Source organism: Sporosarcina sp. (assembly GCF_029257255.1).
In the GTDB taxonomy this organism is placed as follows: Bacteria; Bacillota; Bacilli; order Bacillales_A; family Planococcaceae; genus Sporosarcina.
Genome location: NZ_JARICI010000036.1, coordinates 24,452 through 42,271 on the forward strand (window position 1 = coordinate 24,452; position 17,820 = coordinate 42,271).

The following is a 17,820-nucleotide window of genomic DNA, read 5'->3' on the forward strand; positions in this document are numbered from 1 at the left end:
ACAGAAAGGTGTCTTGATTATCATGGATGATCAGAAAAGAGAAATTGCCATTACCGGCATGACATGTGCCGCATGTGCGAACCGTATCGAAAAAGGATTGAAGCGGCTTGACGGTGTAGCTTCAGCGAATGTAAACTTCGCAACTGAAAAAGCGGCAGTCACATTCGATCCTGATCACATCGATTTGGATGAAGTGGAACAGCAGATTCGCAAACTCGGCTATGATGTGCTGATGGAAGACGCGCATTTAAATATCGCAGGTATGACGTGTGCAGCCTGTTCAGCACGGATTGAGAAAGTGTTGTCCCGCACGCCAGGCATCCAAACAGTCAATGTCAATCTTGCGCTAGAGACAGCAAATGTTTCATATGATCCAGCCGCTGTTGAACTGGAGGATATTTTACAGAAGGTCAAAAAAATCGGCTATGAAGCGACTCCGAGAACAGACGATACTGCAGAGCATACAGACCATCGTCAACGTGAGATTCAGGAGAAGACGCGCAAACTTATTATTTCAGCCATTCTGTCTCTTCCTTTACTGTGGACAATGTTTGCCCATTTTTCATTTACATCGTGGATGTATGTACCGAATATCTTTATGAATCCTTACTTTCAGTGGGCGCTTGCCACACCAGTACAATTTTGGATTGGCGGTACCTTCTATAAAGGCGCCTATTCAGCACTGCGTAACGGCAGCGCCAATATGGACGTGCTGGTTTCACTTGGAACATCCGCAGCCTACTTCTATTCCATCTATTTAGTGCTGACAGGGTCTGCTCACGGACTGTATTTCGAAACAAGTGCCGTGCTGATTACGCTGATTTTATTAGGAAAATTATTTGAAGCTCGTGCGAAAGGCCGTTCATCTGAAGCAATTCAGAAGCTGATGAAATTGCAGCCGCAAGTTGCCACAGTGGAACGTAATGGCGAAACGGCAGAAATCTCGATTCATGAAGTAGTGCTTGGAGATGTGCTAGTCATTCGGCCGGGCGCTTCCATTCCTGTCGACGGTACCGTCCTTTCAGGTACTTCAGCTGTCGATGAATCCATGCTGACAGGTGAAAGCTTGCCTGTCGATAAGCACTCAGGTGATGAGGTATTCGCCGCCACCGTCAATGCCAATGGTTCATTACGTATCGAAGCTTCAAGTGTTGGTAATGATACCGTGCTTTCCAATATCATTCGGGTTGTGGAAGAGGCACAGGGCTCCAAAGCACCGATTCAGCGTCTGGCAGATCAGATTTCCGGCGTCTTTGTCCCGATCGTTGTCGGGATCGCTGTCCTGACATTTCTGGTTTGGTATTTCGCAGTCGCGCCAGGTGACTTTGCCGCGTCACTAACAAGTATGATTGCCGTCCTCGTGATCGCATGTCCTTGCGCGCTTGGATTAGCTACGCCGACATCCATCATGGCGGGATCTGGACGGGCTGCAGAGCAAGGCGTTCTATTTAAGACAGCCGAAGCAATGGAGCAAACACGATCGATCGATACGGTGGTTTTTGATAAAACAGGTACGATCACAAAAGGACTTCCAGAATTGACGGATTTCCACACCCGCAATGAAACGTCACGGGTTACGCTGCTTGCATTGGCAGCTGCTTCTGAAGGCGATTCGGAGCACCCCGTCGCCAAAGCGATAACGACTTATGGAATTGAACATCTGTCTACTCTACCGGTCGTTGATATGTTTGAAGCAATTCCTGGATACGGCATTCGCACGGTCATCGGTGGCCAAACTATCTTACTCGGAACGAAGAATCTTCTGTCGCGTTATGATGTGGAGTTTGATTCAACGATTGCGGCTGTGGAGCAGATGGAAGGTCAGGGGAAAACGGTGATGTTCATGGCTGTGGATGGTATCCATGAAGCAATCATTGCTGTTGCGGATACAATTAAAGATACATCCAAGCAAGCGATTTCAGAGCTTCGCGCGATGGGGCTTGATGTCATCATGCTGACAGGCGATCAAAAAATAACTGCAGAGGCAATCGCCTCTGCAGCCGGGATCGACCACGTCATTGCCGGCGTTCTGCCTGACCGCAAAGCAGAAGTGATCCGTTCGCTGCAGGCAGAAGGCAAACGTGTCGCCATGGTGGGCGACGGCATCAATGATGCTCCTGCACTTGCTGTCGCAGATATCGGCATGGCGATGGGCACTGGAACAGCGGTTGCCATGGAAGCCGCGGACGTTACGCTCATGCACGGTGATTTATTGCGCGTTGTCGATACGGTGCAGATGAGTCAGCTGACAGTTCGTAATATTAAACAAAACTTATTTTGGGCACTCGCCTATAACTCTGTTGGAATCCCGATTGCCGCAGCCGGTTTATTGGCACCATGGCTAGCCGGCGCAGCGATGGCTTTCAGTTCAGTCTCCGTTGTACTGAATGCTTTGAGGCTGCAGCGAGTGAAATTAAAACACTAATAATAGAATGCCTGCAGCAAAAGTCGTTTTAGCGACATTTTGCTGCAGGTTTTTTAAATCGTAGTAATACCCTCCATACTTGAACGCATCCCTCATTCATCGTACGATGTGAAAGACACTATATATATACAGAAAGCAGGTTCGCTATGAAGAAAACGATACTCTTGCTGATGTCTGTGCAATTCTTTGTTTATTTGGGGTTCGGCATCATCATTCCTATTTTACCGGAAGTTATCTTAGCAGAAGGCTATTCGGAAGTGCACGTTGGCGGATTGCTGACTATTTATGCACTGTCCTCATTTTTCACTGCGCCGTTGTGGGGGGCGCTGTCTGACCGCACAGGCAGAAAGAAATTAATCATGATTGGATTGCTCGGATTCAGCGTCAGCTTCTTTTTATTCGCTGTATTCATGCATCATCTATTACTGCTGTATGTTTCGCGTATTGTCGGGGGTATTTTCTCTGGTGCACTGTACACGGCAGTTACAGGCTTTGTAGCTGATTTGACCACAGAAGATAATCGCAATAAGTATATGGGGCTTCTCGGTATGTCAATTGGACTCGGTTTCATTTTCGGTCCGGCAATCGGCGGAATTCTCGGGAACATCCATCTGCAAGTTCCCTTTATTGCTTCGGGGGCTCTGACGCTTTTATTGACAGTTTATGCATTCGTCATCTTGAAAGAGCCGGAAAGACACAGTTCTGCAAATAAACGGGCTATACTGCCAAAAGGCGCTTCAACACTTTGGACGTATCGTATTCGCTATCTATTTATCACTTCATTTATCATTACCTTTTTATTGGCGGGAGTGGAGTCGACTTTCCAGCTGTTCCAGATCGATAAAATTCATATCACACCTCTGCAGCTCGGCTATTTATTCATGGCTAGCGGTTTAGTTGATGCCGCGATTCAGGGCGGAGTCGTGCGGCGGGTAAAGAACGGGCAGGAAACGACTTGGATTATTGTCGCCCAAATCGTTACGGCAATCGGCTTATGTTTAATTCCATTTTCAATGAACTTGATTTGGGCGGGCTTCGCGATGAGTGTATTCACAGCAGGAAACGCACTTGTCAGGACCGTACTCGTTTCGTTGACAACGAAAGAAGCTGGCGGGATGTATGGAACGGCCGCAGGTCTTTCCTACTCAATGGATAATATGGGACGGATCATCGGACCGTTGCTGTTTACGTGGATCTTCACGATGCAGGCAGGAAATATGTATTTCGTTTCCGCTGTCATTGCCCTTTTATCCATCATTCTTGTATGGTTTTTCAAGAAATCTAAACACTCGTTGAAAGAGGCTGACGCTTCTAAATACGCATAGGCTTTATCATGTAACACGCTCAGTTATCCTTTCTTTTCCTGCTAACTCCGATATACTATAGGAATAGCATAACGTTCATAGGAGGAAGCTTATGACGCAAGTGATTAGTATAATGATCACAAGTACGCTGATCATTAACATATTTTTAGCAATTGCTTTAATCTTTCTCGAGCGCAGAGATCCGGCGAGTACATGGGCATGGCTCCTGGTCTTATTTTTCATACCGATCTTCGGATTCCTAATTTATTTATTGCTGGGTCGGCAATTGAGGGAAAAGCATTTATTCCGCTGGGAAGGCAGGAATAAGATTGGAATTGAAAAACTTATCGATTATCAGCTCGTGGCGATAGAAGATGAGTCCTTTGAATTTTTAAAGACAGACACAGAAGATTATTACGATATGATCTATCTTCATTTGAAAAACAACCATTCGGTTCTTACACAGGATAATGATGTGCAAATTTTTGCGGACGGAAAAGAAAAGTTCGAAGCTTTGATAGAAGATTTGGAGAATGCGAAAGATCATATCCACATCCAGTACTATATCTTCCGTCTCGATGGCATCGGAACACGAATCGTAGATATTTTGTGCCGCAAAGCGAAAGCGGGTGTCAAGGTTCGCATGCTGTATGACGATATCGGTTCCAGAGGACTGCGCATCAAACATCTTCAGAAACTAACAGAAAGCGGAGGAGAAGTGGCCGCCTTCTTCCCCGCCATCTTACCTTTAATCAATCCGCGGCTGAATTATCGAAATCACCGCAAGCTCGTCATTATCGACGGACGGATTGGCTACATCGGAGGATTTAATGTCGGTGATGAATATCTTGGATTGAGCAAGAAGTTCGGCTACTGGCGTGACACGCATCTGCGAATGGAAGGAAGCGCCGTGCATCCGATGCAGACGCGCTTTATTCTGGATTGGAATCAGGCTGCCGAAAAAACAAATATTCAATATGATGAGCGTTTTTTTCCGGCTATTCCGCGTAAAGGGACTGTCGGAGTACAGATTGTTTCGAGTGGACCAGACTCTGAATGGGAAGATATTAAAGACGGCTATCTGAAGATGATTTTCCTGGCGAAAGAGTATATCTATATTCAAACACCTTACTTCATTCCCGACGTCAGCGTGTTGGATGCCCTGCGGATTGCTTGTTTATCAGGCGTAGATGTCCGCATTATGATTCCTAATAAGCCTGATCACATGTTTGTTTATTGGGCAACGTATTCAAATATTGGTCTTTTGCTAAAGGCTGGTGCAACCGTATATATTTACGAAAATGGTTTCATTCATTCGAAGCAAATTGTCGTGGACGATAAAGTGTCCACTGTAGGAACAGCAAACTTTGACGTACGAAGCTTCCGTTTGAATTTTGAAGTGAATGCCTTTATCTATGATCGAGAAAAGTCTCATGAACTGGCGGAAATCTTCGAGAAGGACATTCAGATCTGCACCGAGCTGACATATGAAGACTATCTTAACCGCGAGCGTTTCATTAAGATAAAAGAATCTGTTTCCCGATTATTGTCACCCATTTTATAATAAAAAAAGCTGTCCGTTACGTCGTCTTGACGTGTCGGACAGCTTTTTAATTGTTTATCGAATTCCCAAAAACTCTTCCAATGTAATATTTCGTTTAAAAATTTGCTCTGCCTTATCCTTGCCTACATAGCGATAGTGCCAGGATTCGTGCATGTAGCCCGTGATATTTTCTTTACCTTCCGGATAGCGAAGGATAAAGCCGTATTTATAGGCATTCGCCCCCAGCCATCTCGCTGCTTCTGTATCTCCGAATGAAGTAGACGCCCAGTGCTTCTCGTGATTGACTTCTCCAATATCAAAAGCCAACCCCGTCTGATGCTCTGAATAACCCGGCCGAGCACTATAGCTGTCGGCTGCTTCCACGCCATCTCTCTCTACATAGCGGTTATATAACGTCACTTGATAGTCGTAAGAACGGTACGTACTGAACGCCTGCAGATTAATCCCTGAAGTTAACGCGGCTGCCGCCAATTCATCAAAGGCAGCTCTTGCTTCTTTGCTTTCTCCAGGTGCAAAATCTTTCGGCATCGGAAATTGCTTATTCGCAATTAATACACCTTTTACATATTTCGGTTCCTTCGGCAGCTGCTGTCCTTCAATATAACCTGTAGGACTGGACGGTTTCTTCTCCGCTTCCACCGGTTTTCCCGGCTTTTCTGCTGGCTTTTCCTTTTCCGGTAAAGCAGGAGCCTTTTCTATATCTTTTAACGGTGCTTCTGTTGCTTCATCCGAATTCCCTTCGTCCGTTTCAATACCTCCGGATTTCGGTTCTTCTGGATTTGGCTCAACTTCTAAGAACTCGTCAGGACGGTCTGTATCTCCCTTCAGACTTTCAATCGCCTGCTTTACGTTCCATCCGTTTGCAGCAATCCATATGATGCTTCCCGCCAAAATTACTAAAATGAGCCCTGCTATTATATTGGTCCATTTATTTGTTTTATTCCGTTTTCGAGTAGAAAATCTTCCTCTTTTTTTCATAACCAGTTACCCTGCTTTCTTTCTTTATCCCCTGTCAAACTACAATTCCCCTTATCCGCACAAAATAGATTTGTGCTTTCTCTTTTTCACTAGTGTATCATCATTTCTCTTTTTCGTCTGTCTATGCTAGTATTTTCTAAACTAGTACTTAATGAAATCTATTGTGAGGTTATTACATTTGAACAATCAACGTTGGCTTTCTATGAGCTTTTTTGTATTTTTCTTTACGTGGGGCATTTTTCTGCCTTATTGGACAGGCTGGCTGACTTCCGCAAAAGGTCTATCTGTAACAGACGCGAGTATTATTATGGGAGCCGGCATGATTGCCCGTTCATTCTCCACGTTTTTCTTATTCCCGCTCGCTATGCGGAATCTGTCACTCCTGAGGGTCATGCGCTGGACGACGCTTCTATCTTTTCTCATCGCCCTTGCCTATTTGCCTGAAAGCCCTTTTTATGTATTATTTGGATTGACTGTTCTTTTCAGTGCGGTGTATCCTGTCATTTTGCCGAGCGTAGAAAGTGGCGCTTCGCTGCTGATGCAGGTCGAACGAATTCACTATGGCAAAAGCCGTTCATTTGGTTCAATCGGCTATACCATCGCACTCTTACTGATCGGTGTGGCGACTGCCATTTGGAATGAACAGGCGATCCTATATATGATGATTGTCGGTTTGGCTGCTGCATTATGGTTTTTCTACCGGCAGGCACCGGTTGCTTTGCTGCAGCCCCCAGTAAAGACTCCTACCAGAGATACTGGACAGCTAAGGGCCCTTTTCGCCAATAAACCGTTTGTCTTAGTGCTCCTCATCGCCATCCTGTTGCAAGGTGCACATGCTTCCTACTACAATTATGGTTTTATTTTCTTGGATGGTATGGGAATTAACGGTTTTTATATCGGTATTATTTTGAATATCGCTGTGCTGTTTGAAATTATATTTTTCACACAGGCGGATCGTTTATTGGCAAATGTCAGAACATCTACCATCTTTTTAATTGCCGCTGCAGGTTCCACTGTACGCTGGATTGCTATATTCCTTTTCCCTGTAACAAGTGTTTTTATTGCTACGCAGGTTCTGCATTCTGTTTCTTTCGGCATGGCGCATTTTGCCTTTATACAATATATTTCAAAAACCTTACCGCACACGCTGATTGCCTCTGCACAAGGTGTGTATGCAGCCGTTGCAATGAGTCTTAGTGTCGCCATCCTGACATTCCCTGCCGGCTATCTGTACGACCTGTCGCCGCGCTACGCTTTCTTGAGCATGGCGGTCTGTTCCATTGCCGCATTATTTCTTATTTTATTGTCAAAACAACGTCTTACTCCGACAGACAAATAAAAGGAAAGGCCGAACCAGCGGCCTTTCCTTTTTGTTTTTTAAAACTTCCATATGTACATCAAGGTGCCGATTGATCCTGCAGCAAAAAACATCGACAGCCATAGCATCCATTTTGACTCCTTAGCAAGCCCTTGGTTTTTATACATGACGGCACGTGCTGCGTTCGTTAATGTGAACATGATCAGCATGGAAAGAATTGCAAACTCCAGATTTAGCTTAATGATAAAATATAACGAGACAGCAGCAGACGCTGCAATCGCTGCCCCCATGATCCATTTTGCTTTCATACGCTCTTCCTTTCTGCTTCAGACATCCGTCGGAGGCTTTTATCTGAATTCACCTGTTGTTTGAGCACCTACTGAGCAGAAAAAACTCTGCATTCATCTCACCAACTAATAATAGTGGCTGTTTTCTGCTGGATATAGATAAAAAAGCCAGTTTGCACCGGCTTTTCATGTCTTTATTTTTCTTCTGCCACTGGCGTATCAACATGCTTATAGTAAAATTTACGTCCAAGATACGTCTGGAATATTAGAAGCAAACCACCGACTGCCCAGTATAATGGGAGAGCGGCCATGACCGTATAAGAAATAAACATAATCATAATCGGTGACATGTAAATAAACAGTTTCATCTGCTTCTGTTGTTGCTCCGGCATTGTCCATAAAGACACGCGTGCCTGAACAAAATAGACAGCCCCTGCTACAAGCATCATGATAATATCCGGCTCACCTAATTTAAACCATAAAAATACATGGTTTTTCACTTCAGATGGTGCATATAGGATTGCAAAATACAGGCCCATAATAATTGGCATCTGAATTACAAGCGGTAAACACCCCATATTCAGAGGATTGACTCCATGTTTAGAGTAAAGTCCCATCATTTCTTGCTGCAACTTCATTTGCTCTTCTTTATTATCCGACTCTTTAGATGCCTTCATACGCTTTTGGATATCTTCCATTTCCGGCCGTAGTGCATCCATCTTAATTTTCATTTCTTGCTGAGATTTATAGTTCTTCAGCATTAGAGGCATTAGAATTAAACGAATCGCCACAGTAATTAGGATAATCGCAAAACCGTAGTTGCCGTTAAACATTTCTCCAAGATAATGAAGAAGCCACTCCATCGGACGTACAAACGTACTGTAGAAAAACCCTGTCTTATTTTCCACCCCAGAACAACCGCTCAAAAACACAGCAGTAATAGCCAACAAACTTACAAACCCTATTCTCTTCTTCAATGATTTCACCTACGCTATCTCAAACTAAAGAAAAGTATACAGCAAATGGCTTAAAATTCACAGTGAATCATCTTTTTTTACATCAAATTGAAAGTAATTTCCGTCCAAATATTTACGGAAACGCCGAGGCGTCAAACCCGTATACTTTTTAAACACGCGGGTAAAATAACTTTGATTACAGAAATGAAATCTTTCTGCGATATCCGCAATCTTCTGATCAGTGAAACGCAAATAGTATTGTACTTCTTCTATCTTTCGAATTGTAATGAATTCTACAAGTGTGACGCCTGTACATTCACGAAAAATCCTTGAGAGATGACTAGTACTTACATTAAAGAGTTTGGCAATTTCCTCAACTACAAGTTGCTCCTCTAAATTTTCATTTATGTATTCAATTACACCATTTACTGTTCCATGCGATAGTGAGGGTGCTTCTTTTTCCTTCAATACATACCAATAAAATTCTATTAACTCATCACCAATTTCATTCGCATTCATTGCAGTTAAATTTTCTTCTACTAATTCAACGCACTTTCCACTGAAGGTAAACGCATTCTTCTCATTTAATATAGCCTCTTCTTTCAATCGTCTCGTAACCAATGAAGAGAGTACTATAAAATAATATTGAATCACTTTAATGGAAAATTCAGGAGTATGCAAGGATAAAATTTGTTGGATCTCTCTGAGTGTATCGCGGGCCCCATCTCTTTCCAAATTAAAAATTTGCCTTAGAAGCTGCTCTTCTAAATGAAAGAAAGTCTTCGCCTCTTTTGCACTGTTTTCTTTTTCTACAGCACTTATCAATTCGAGACTTACAACTTCTGTTTTTTTACTAGTCATGAGTATCACTCCACTCATTTGCTCTATATCTACTTGTCATGACGAAACATTATATGTAAATCATTTTACCTGATTACCCAGATTTATCTACTGTTTCTATATTTACTGACATATATAGATTAAAGCGCCCCTTAAAAAGAGGCGCTTTTAGTAAGAAATTGCTTATTTTATTTATTGGTCTTTTCTGCCTCTTTGGTGGATTCATCTTTGCTGTAAAGTGGTTCATTATCCGAGGTGTCTTTTTGCTTTTTGTAGAGGCCGTCTTTCTCTGAAGCCTTTTTATCAGGATCCTGAACTTCTTGGTTATAGTAATGAACACTTGTCTGAGCACCTTCTGATACCATATTGTTATCGTCGAGATCTCGGGGATCAGAATGTCCCACTTTTTCAGCCGATTGATCGACCAGCTGATTGTTATTCATAAACGAATCCAGCTTACCTTTTAACGTACTGACTGTTTCCATTGCTTTGTCGCGATTTTCCTTTTTGCTGAAATATGCATACGCACCAGCTGCCAGGGTTGCCATTAATAATCCATTTGATTTTTTAGCCATGTATACCATCCTCCGTCGTAATTAATTGTCTTAAGCTTAATATACCCGACGGCTGTAGTTTCAAACGTAATCCGAGTGAGTTAGTTACTTAGTGTTTCTATTTAGGTCAAGCTTGTGACATTACATGAAAATACCGGCTACATAGCTATTTGATGAGTCTGAACAGAACAACCATACGCTAGACGAATTGCCAGAATAGTATATTTCATTTTCATGACATCGTAGTTTTGAGACAGCTAATTTGATATACTAAATAGAAAGAAGGTTAGGAGTGAGATTGCCATGATTAGACACATGACGTTAGAAGATATTAAGGATGTTCAATATATTGCCCTCACCTCGTGGCGTCACATGTTTCAGGAACATATCCCACTGGAAGTGCTCGAGGCTTTTATTGACCGCTCCTACTCCGAATTAATGTTGCGCAAACAGCTGGAAAAAACGACTATACTGATTGCCACCGATTCGCAAGGACTTCCTGTAGGTTATCTGAGCTACACGCCAATCGATGAAGACGGAGAGTGTGAGGTGACGGCTCTTCATGTGCTCCCTTCGCATCTTGAAAGCGGCTACGAAGAACTGCTTCTGACTGCAGCATTAGAGCTTCTCCATCAAGCAAATTGTATTGATGTATATATTGATGAACAAGCAAATGAACTGCAAAATTTCTATTTGGAACAAGGATTCGTGCTCGTTGAGTCTTTCCCGGAAATATTCGAAGGTATTCCTGTCGAGACTGCCCACTTCTCCCTTCCAGTGAACCAGCTTGTCTATACGTAAAAACCCATTCTCCTGTGAGAATGGGTTTTTACGTATGTCATCAGCTCATCCAAGTTGTTTCAGCGGCTGCATGTTCCGGTTCAGGTGCAAGCGGCGGCTTCTTTGTCAGGCAAAGAATGCCTGCTATATAGAGCAGAATTGAAGTCAGAGAGATTATTCCTCCAAACAACCCCGCGACAATAAATAAGATACCTGCCGCCTTCGGATTGGAACTGTTCCATATTTTAATAGTGCCGAAAATATTCAGCACCAGACTGATGAACGCTGCAATTACAGCAATCCAGATGAGTACATAGAACGAGTCTACCATGCTGATCATAACATCCACCTCAGAAGGTGTAAACGTTCCGTCACCGGACAAAACTCCCCTCATCTCATCCTGGAAACCGGGTTCTGAAACTGCCGCGCTCATAAACAATGCTACAAGAACAGACCCCGCCAGACCGATTCCTGTAAAGATCGCAGCTGTAATTGACAGTGCTCTTTCTGCTGTGCGATTAATCATATCTACATCATCCTTTTCTGCCGGTTTACTTCTCTTATACTTATACGCCAAGTAAATGAAAAGGTTTCAAAAAAGTGATGCAGAAAACTTACTGAATAATAATCAGTATATTAGCCTTAGGCTTTTACATCGTTGTAATCATCACTTCGGTCGAATACGTTTACTACATAAGAGCAAACCGCCTTCATTTTCAAACCCTTATCACGTGCGTTTTCTGCTGCCTGGTCGAGTAGTTTTTTAGCAATACCTTGGCCGCGTAATGAATCATCTACAAAGGTGTGTGTCATTGTCATGATGCCATTGTCTTCTGTCCATTCGATTTCAGCCGTTACGTTGTCATTTTCTTTATGCTGGTACGCATATTTATGACCACCTAAGTTAACAAGATCAAATCCGAAATCCTGGGGCAAATTCAAGTCTTTTTCACTCATGCAAAATCTCTCCTTTTGTAGTTTCATATCATACTTCTTACCCTACCACATTTACAGCTTAACTAAACAATGATTTAAGCGAATCAGCCATATTTCTGAAGAACTCTTTCACCTTTTCCCAGAAGCCTGGATCAATATCACCCAGTTTGTCTTTAATTTTGGAAGCCATATCTGAAAGCTGTTCATTGAGCTTGGTAAAATCGATATCCAATTTCGATATACGATCCATTAAGTCGATCAATAACTGACGATCCGCATCGCTTAATTGGATATTCAATTTACTTAATTGTTCGTTGACAATCTTCTCGACATCTTCTTTTGTTGCGGGTTTCTGTTCTGCAATTTGCTTTTTGATATCTGTAAGCAATTTTGCCACTTCGTCTTTATCAACGCCGGCTTTTTCGGACAGTTTTGTCGCAAGATTCAACTCATCATTTGCTGTATCGGTACGTTCCGTATCCAATACTTCCCCGGAAACCTCATAGGCTTTATAAATTCCTACAAGCGCGGAATGTCCTGTTACTTTCTTCGGAGCAGCCACTTCTACGATCGCATCTTCAATACCTGCAGTTAGCATAGCTGTCGCATACATATCCGCAGTTACTTGTGTAATATTATCAGGAGTCACGATGTTGATGACGAGGCCTTCACCTTCTTCTTGGCGAGTAATTTTCGCTGACGAATACATGCGGGCGTTACGGTCGCCGCCAGGTATATATTTAATCAGATCATTGCCGTCTACTGATAATTCTTCCACTTCAGCTTCTTCCGCTACTTTCAAGTCTTTCTTAACGATATCCAGTTCACTTTCAGATAGATTCGCACCATATACAACGATTGGCACACCTAGCTTTTCATTGATTACGTCATCCGCTAAAGCAGACGGAGTCAGGATGCCCGCCATCAAAATGACTGCCAATAAAAATGAAAATCCTTTTTTCATTCAGTTTCTCCTCCTTGTTCTATACAATAGATACGATGAGGCAAATCAAAAAGTTCCGTCTTATTTACGATTTGAGATTCGTCCAGCCGTCCTGTTGCTCGATCCGACCTTCCTTCATCAGCTTGCCAAGTGCACGTTTGAAAGCGCCTTTACTCATTTGGAACATCTCTTCGATTTCTTCAGGTGACGATTTATCTGTGAATGGCATCTTGCCGCCGGACTGCTCCAAATAGGATAAAATCTGTCCGCCGTCTGTCTGTAGACGGTCCTGCTTTCTAGGAAGCAGAGAACCGTTTAAAGTCCCGTCATCCCGCACCCCGATAATTCGCAGTTCCACTTCTTCACCAAGTCTTGGTTCCTGCAGGCGTTCTGTTTCGTGAACAAATATGCGGTATAGATCTTCTGTCAAAAAGAAAGATCCGACCGGTAATAATCGATAGGCTCTCGCTTTCATATTTAAATTGTACATATCTTCTTCAGCAATCGTGAAATGATCCTGCACACGCTCTTCTGTCACTAAACGTCCGAATAAATTTCCTCCCGGATCGCTGCGCAGCGTCATATACAATTGATCTCCAGGCTGTGGCCAAAGATTCTTCAGACGCGGGAAGTCCGCCCGGTTCACCAGCACTTCGAATGAAGAACCGATGTCCACGTAAGCCCCTTCTTCTCTTTCCAGACGAATAACTTTTGCCCAGCCAAACGTATCGTTCGTAATATCAGGCAACTGCCCGCTTGCTGTCAGTTCTCCTCTTCTATTCATATAAAGAAACACTTCAACTGTTTCGTTTTCCTGTGCATCAGGTGCTTCTGAGACATTTAGGTAAATTTCTTCACCGTTTGCATCCAACACCCAGCGAGAGCCCTCTTGGCGAATAATCTCGAGTGTAGCGCGATTTCCTGCTTGTAATTGTGTCATTTAGGATAATCCTTTCTAGTTTGCTTTGCTTTTTAGTTTCTTAATGAATTCAGGATCTTGCTCCAACGTTTCCACCAGATCGGTAATGCGGTCCATGGCATTCCAGCTGAGGTGATGTTCAATTCCCTCGACATCTCCATAGATATTTTCTTCTTCCACCCCAATGATACGCAGGAATTGTTCCAATAATTCATGGCGGTGTACAAGCTTCTTACCAAAACGAAGTCCCCGGTCTGTCAGGACAAGTCCCCGATAACGTTCGTAGTGTACATAACCCTCTTTATCTAGCCGCTGTGCCATTTTTGTAACAGAAGAAGGAAGCACGGAAAGCGCCTCTGCCACATCTGACACACGCGCTTCTCCTCTTGCTTCCAGCTGTAAATAAATTTGTTCAATATAATCTTCCATACTTGGTGTAGCCAAGACATCTCCTCCTTATTTGACTGCCGTTTCATCGTGAATCCATTTTCAGAAGTTTAGGATTCTGTTGCTTGGGTAAATAACTACTACAACAAAGAAAAGGAGTGATATAAAATGGCTCGTTTATTATGGCTTGTTATTGTAGTTCTTATAGCATTATGGGTTATCGGTCTAGTTGCAAAAATCGGCGGCGGATTTATTCACCTTCTTCTGATCATTGCTGGAATCATCTTTGTACTTCAGTTATTGACCGGAAGACGATCGGTATAGTAACAAACAGATTTAAGACAATCAATGCTCTTTCTGCTTTCAGGAAATTCTTGCGTACAGACATGTATTTCGCAGGTCTTTCCCGTTGGCAGAGAGAGCATTTTTGCGTAAGATGCCTTCTAACTCAAAGCCCGCACGCTTCGCCACCGCTCTGCCTTTGCTGTGCTTTTCATCACAATGAAATTCCACACGCTGAGCCTGCAGTTCTTCCATAGCGAAATCTGTGAGTCCTTTTACAGCCTCTGTCATATATCCTTGTCCTTCAAATCTCGTATCCATCCAATATTCCAATTCGAACTTGCGGATGCGCCAGTCAATTTGATGCAGCCCGACGCTGCCGATCAATTCACCCGTTTCCTTCAGATAGATATGGAAAATCAGTTTTTTTCTGCTGATAAAATCCGCAACACACTGGCGGACATGCTCTTCCGATGTCTCTATCGTCAGATCAGGCTGTGCCCAACCAGTCCAACGTCGCAGAGCAGGAATAGAATGGGAAACGGCTTCCCAGACACCTTTGGCATCCTGTAATTCAGGTGCACGCAGCGATAGACGTTCTGTCGTAAACTGTTCATTGAAATCCGGAATCCGCTTTTCATAGAGTTCCCGATCTTCCCAGTGAACCGGCGTGGTCGTCCCTTCGAGATAATCTTCCCTCGTCATGCCATATGTCACAGCATCATAATACGTGTTTTCTTTAGGGAAGAACCATGCTTGGCGCAAGTGCGCTTCCTTCACGAAGCCTGCACGTTCAAATGCTTTACGCATAGCTGCGTTATCATGGCGAGTATGTCCTTGAATGCGAATTTTTTCTTCTGGCAGTTCGAACACATATTGCGTCAGTTTCTTCAACGCGCGTGAACCATAGCCATAGCCTCTGTATCGATCGGCAATCCGCAAGTCAAACAGCGGTACGTCTTCCTGCATGTCATACACCTTAACGATCCCGACTTTTTCATCTTCATTATTCTCAATCCAGAAGGTCTTTACATCATCTGATGCATAGCCGCCTTCTTCAATCGATTTTTCCAGCAATTCCTGGCCCGGCTGACTGATATCATGGTACGGCCAGGAGTTCGTTGTCATAAATTGAATCAGTAAATCTTGTTCCTCTATCGTCCATTCTTGTAAACGCATCAAAATTCCTCCATCAACTCGCTCTGCAGCGAGCGTTTCGCTGCTCAGGCATCAAATGGTCTGTTCTACTTCAACAGCATGTTCATGAGCAATTTTCACTAAATCAGCTACATGCTTGTCCGCTAATGAATAGTATACCATTTTTCCGCGTCTTTCTGATTTCGCCAATGAATGTTCACGCAAATAACGCAGATGATGCGAAGCAGTGGCCGAAGAAGATTGGATCACTGCCGCTACGTCACAGACACACATTTCAGATTCCATAGTAAGCGAATAGGCAATACGCAGTCGTGTTTCATCCGCCAAAGCTTTAAATATCTTCGCCATCTCACTTACATCAGGCAGCTCTTTCTGTATTTTCCGCACCACATCTTCATGCACAATTGTCACATCACAAGCATCTTGATTTGTCACATTGCCACCCCATTCACAGTCTTAATATTACGGTCATTATATAGATACTAGTGAGAAAAATCAATTTACTCAAACAGTGTTCCATTCCTTTACCAAACGTGTGCTTGCCAGTTTATTATATGAGCAGTTTGAGAATTGACTGCGGTTTTGAAACCTAACTATCTGCGTACTGCAGTCTTCAATTCAGATTGGTTGTTTTTTAACATAGTATTGGATGGTAAGCGGTAAAACAAAACCAACACCATCCACACTTTGCAAATAATCCGCATGACATACTTTTCACAAAACAGCGAAGGCGCAGCTGCGTGGTCGGCTATGAGCGCAGAGACCAGTCCAATGATCACGTCGGGATGCTGTATGATCACTAGACCGAGCCGAATGATCACTCAGCCGGTGAGTATGCTCGAGTGAGGCAGGGCTATGAGCGCTTGAACGGGTACTATGATCATCCGTGAAGCTTCTTTGGCAGATCGCCACGCTTTTCGCCAGTAGGCTCACAGCGGAAGGCAATCCCCCAGCGCCGAAGCAGATTTATACTGCACACACACCATTCAAACCGCTTGCAAAGTCGAGAAACGGACCGCACCACTTACGTCCAGGTCTTGCAAAATAGCAGACCCAGTGTTTTGCATCAGTTTTTATTTGTCGGCATCTGTTTTTCACCATGGATTTTTTCGTACAACTCGTCTTCTATGGAAATATCTGCAAGCTTCACCTTCGAACGATAAGCAGCCCGGATGATAACGTGACCTGCAACAGGCGCCGTTAAAAATACAAAGCCGATTCCAAGCAGCAGACGTACACTGATAAAATGTTCAGCGAAAAGGAAATAGACGAACGCCCCCGACAGTGTCAGCAGGACAGCCAGAGTCGAGCTCTTTGTGGCTGCATGCGAACGGGTATAGACGTCCGGCAGCCGAATCAAACCAAATACACTTAAAATACTCGCGATTGCACCAGTCAAAATTAACAGAGCACCTGCAAACTCACCCATCTCGCTTACGTTCAACGATTTTCCCCCTCTCGATAAACTTCGAAAACGCAATGGTACCAATAAATGAAAGTATTCCCAGAATCAAAATGGCTTCCAAAAATGCTTTCGTCTTCATCATTACCGACACGACGGCAATCGTTGCAATCAAATTCACACCGATCACATCCAGCGCAACAACACGGTCCGGCAATGAAGGACCTAATACTATACGGATGACCGCCACTAAAATAGTCAGAGCAAATAATATGACAGATACCGACAGCATGCCTGCAATCATCGTGTCACCTCCATAATTGCCTTTTCAAAGTTTTTCAATTGCTTGATCAGTCCATCCCGCGATTCTTCTACATCCATCGCATGAATATACAGTTCATTACCTTCTGGGGAGACCTCCATTACGACTGAACCCGGCGTTAATGTTAGCAGCATTGACAGCATCGTCACTTCTACGTCACTCGTCAAAATTGTTTCATACTTAAAGATGCCCGGTTTTATTTTTAATTTGGGCCTCATAATCTGAGATATCACCACAATACTTGATTGTGTCAATTCGCGATTGAAAATGAGTAAAAGTTTACACGCTGCGTAAATTCTTCGCAAATAAAAATGTGTGCCGAAAAAGCGGCTCATGAAAAAGATAATCCCGATGCCCACTAAAAACCCCATGAAGAAGGTAGTGAATTTCAGCTCGTCTTCATCCACCAGCAGCATCCATAAAAGCGCAATGAATAAGTTCAGCAGAAGCTGCACCGGCATGCGG

The 17,820-nt window shown here is 43.5% G+C and carries 21 protein-coding genes; 6 read left to right on the top strand and 15 right to left on the bottom strand.

Annotation, left to right across the window (positions count from 1 at the left end; genetic code table 11):
- Nucleotides 1–22 precede the first annotated feature (22 nt).
- The 3 genes from Q1J64_RS07800 to cls all read left to right on the top strand — a co-directional run bounded on the left by Q1J64_RS07800 (nucleotide 23) and on the right by cls (nucleotide 5,293).
- Nucleotides 23–2,425, top strand: a complete 2,403-nt coding sequence (locus Q1J64_RS07800) for a heavy metal translocating P-type ATPase (protein WP_301108508.1) — start codon at nucleotides 23–25, stop codon at nucleotides 2,423–2,425.
- A gap of 146 nt (nucleotides 2,426–2,571) precedes the next feature.
- The gene (locus Q1J64_RS07805; RefSeq protein ID WP_301108509.1) at nucleotides 2,572–3,750 is read left to right on the top strand and encodes an MFS transporter; all 1,179 of its coding nucleotides are present in this window, start codon (nucleotides 2,572–2,574) and stop codon (nucleotides 3,748–3,750) included.
- A gap of 91 nt (nucleotides 3,751–3,841) precedes the next feature.
- A complete protein-coding gene (cls, locus tag Q1J64_RS07810; protein WP_301108510.1) occupies nucleotides 3,842–5,293 on the top strand; it encodes a cardiolipin synthase in 1,452 nt (483 codons plus the stop codon).
- Between the two features lie 54 nt (nucleotides 5,294–5,347).
- On the opposite strand, the gene Q1J64_RS07815 is transcribed toward cls, so the two are convergent.
- Entirely contained in the window at nucleotides 5,348–6,271 is a 924-nt protein-coding gene (locus tag Q1J64_RS07815; protein ID WP_301108511.1) for a M15 family metallopeptidase, read from the bottom strand.
- A gap of 178 nt (nucleotides 6,272–6,449) precedes the next feature.
- Between Q1J64_RS07815 and Q1J64_RS07820 the strand changes: the two genes are divergently transcribed.
- Nucleotides 6,450–7,610 carry an MFS transporter gene (locus Q1J64_RS07820; protein ID WP_301108512.1) on the top strand — a complete coding sequence of 387 codons (1,161 nt, stop codon included), beginning with the start codon at nucleotides 6,450–6,452 and terminating at the stop codon, nucleotides 7,608–7,610.
- A gap of 38 nt (nucleotides 7,611–7,648) precedes the next feature.
- Here the strand turns inward: Q1J64_RS07820 and Q1J64_RS07825 are convergent, their stop codons facing one another.
- The 4 genes from Q1J64_RS07825 to Q1J64_RS07840 all read right to left on the bottom strand — a co-directional run bounded on the left by Q1J64_RS07825 (nucleotide 7,649) and on the right by Q1J64_RS07840 (nucleotide 10,247).
- Nucleotides 7,649–7,897, bottom strand: a complete 249-nt coding sequence (locus Q1J64_RS07825) for a hypothetical protein (RefSeq protein WP_301108513.1) — start codon at nucleotides 7,895–7,897, stop codon at nucleotides 7,649–7,651.
- Nucleotides 7,898–8,070: 173 nt separating this feature from the next.
- On the bottom strand, nucleotides 8,071–8,853 hold the full coding sequence (yidC, locus tag Q1J64_RS07830) for a membrane protein insertase YidC (protein ID WP_301108514.1): 783 nt from the start codon (nucleotides 8,851–8,853) through the stop codon (nucleotides 8,071–8,073).
- Between the two features lie 57 nt (nucleotides 8,854–8,910).
- Complete coding sequence (locus Q1J64_RS07835; RefSeq protein WP_301108515.1) at nucleotides 8,911–9,693, bottom strand: helix-turn-helix domain-containing protein; 783 nt, start codon at nucleotides 9,691–9,693, stop codon at nucleotides 8,911–8,913.
- Between the two features lie 167 nt (nucleotides 9,694–9,860).
- Complete coding sequence (locus Q1J64_RS07840) at nucleotides 9,861–10,247, bottom strand: YbyB family protein (RefSeq protein WP_301108516.1); 387 nt, start codon at nucleotides 10,245–10,247, stop codon at nucleotides 9,861–9,863.
- Nucleotides 10,248–10,529: 282 nt separating this feature from the next.
- Here Q1J64_RS07840 and Q1J64_RS07845 point away from each other — a divergent pair, with 282 nt between their 5' ends.
- A complete protein-coding gene (locus tag Q1J64_RS07845) occupies nucleotides 10,530–11,027 on the top strand; it encodes a GNAT family N-acetyltransferase (RefSeq protein WP_301108517.1) in 498 nt (165 codons plus the stop codon).
- Between the two features lie 40 nt (nucleotides 11,028–11,067).
- Here Q1J64_RS07845 and Q1J64_RS07850 read toward each other — a convergent pair whose 3' ends face one another.
- The 5 genes from Q1J64_RS07850 to mntR form a co-directional block, all read right to left on the bottom strand.
- Nucleotides 11,068–11,532, bottom strand: a complete 465-nt coding sequence (locus Q1J64_RS07850) for a DUF4064 domain-containing protein (protein WP_301108518.1) — start codon at nucleotides 11,530–11,532, stop codon at nucleotides 11,068–11,070.
- Nucleotides 11,533–11,648: 116 nt separating this feature from the next.
- On the bottom strand, nucleotides 11,649–11,963 hold the full coding sequence (locus Q1J64_RS07855; RefSeq protein WP_301108519.1) for a GNAT family N-acetyltransferase: 315 nt from the start codon (nucleotides 11,961–11,963) through the stop codon (nucleotides 11,649–11,651).
- Nucleotides 11,964–12,021: 58 nt separating this feature from the next.
- Nucleotides 12,022–12,906, bottom strand: coding sequence for a DUF1002 domain-containing protein (locus Q1J64_RS07860; protein ID WP_301108520.1), 885 nt, complete (start codon nucleotides 12,904–12,906; stop codon nucleotides 12,022–12,024).
- A gap of 64 nt (nucleotides 12,907–12,970) precedes the next feature.
- Nucleotides 12,971–13,825 (bottom strand): CvfB family protein, encoded by an 855-nt coding sequence (locus tag Q1J64_RS07865; RefSeq protein WP_301108521.1) that lies wholly within the window; start codon nucleotides 13,823–13,825, stop codon nucleotides 12,971–12,973.
- Nucleotides 13,826–13,840: 15 nt separating this feature from the next.
- Entirely contained in the window at nucleotides 13,841–14,248 is a 408-nt protein-coding gene (mntR, locus tag Q1J64_RS07870; protein WP_301108522.1) for a transcriptional regulator MntR, read from the bottom strand.
- Nucleotides 14,249–14,359: 111 nt separating this feature from the next.
- On the opposite strand from mntR, the gene Q1J64_RS07875 reads away from it, so the two are divergent.
- Entirely contained in the window at nucleotides 14,360–14,515 is a 156-nt protein-coding gene (locus Q1J64_RS07875; protein WP_301108523.1) for a lmo0937 family membrane protein, read from the top strand.
- 39 nt (nucleotides 14,516–14,554) lie between these two features.
- Here Q1J64_RS07875 and Q1J64_RS07880 read toward each other — a convergent pair whose 3' ends face one another.
- From Q1J64_RS07880 to Q1J64_RS07900, 5 genes are all read right to left on the bottom strand, one after another.
- Complete coding sequence (locus Q1J64_RS07880) at nucleotides 14,555–15,652, bottom strand: GNAT family N-acetyltransferase (protein WP_301108524.1); 1,098 nt, start codon at nucleotides 15,650–15,652, stop codon at nucleotides 14,555–14,557.
- Between the two features lie 51 nt (nucleotides 15,653–15,703).
- Nucleotides 15,704–16,066 (bottom strand): ArsR/SmtB family transcription factor, encoded by a 363-nt coding sequence (locus Q1J64_RS07885; protein WP_301108525.1) that lies wholly within the window; start codon nucleotides 16,064–16,066, stop codon nucleotides 15,704–15,706.
- 631 nt (nucleotides 16,067–16,697) lie between these two features.
- Entirely contained in the window at nucleotides 16,698–17,075 is a 378-nt protein-coding gene (gene mnhG / locus Q1J64_RS07890) for a monovalent cation/H(+) antiporter subunit G (RefSeq protein WP_301108526.1), read from the bottom strand.
- Entirely contained in the window at nucleotides 17,053–17,337 is a 285-nt protein-coding gene (locus Q1J64_RS07895; RefSeq protein WP_301108527.1) for a Na(+)/H(+) antiporter subunit F1, read from the bottom strand. Before Q1J64_RS07895 ends, mnhG begins: the two co-directional genes overlap by 23 nt.
- Nucleotides 17,334–17,816, bottom strand: coding sequence for a Na+/H+ antiporter subunit E (locus Q1J64_RS07900; RefSeq protein WP_301108528.1), 483 nt, complete (start codon nucleotides 17,814–17,816; stop codon nucleotides 17,334–17,336). The genes Q1J64_RS07895 and Q1J64_RS07900 overlap by 4 nt, the downstream gene beginning before the upstream one ends.
- Between the last annotated feature and the right edge of the window lie 4 nt (nucleotides 17,817–17,820).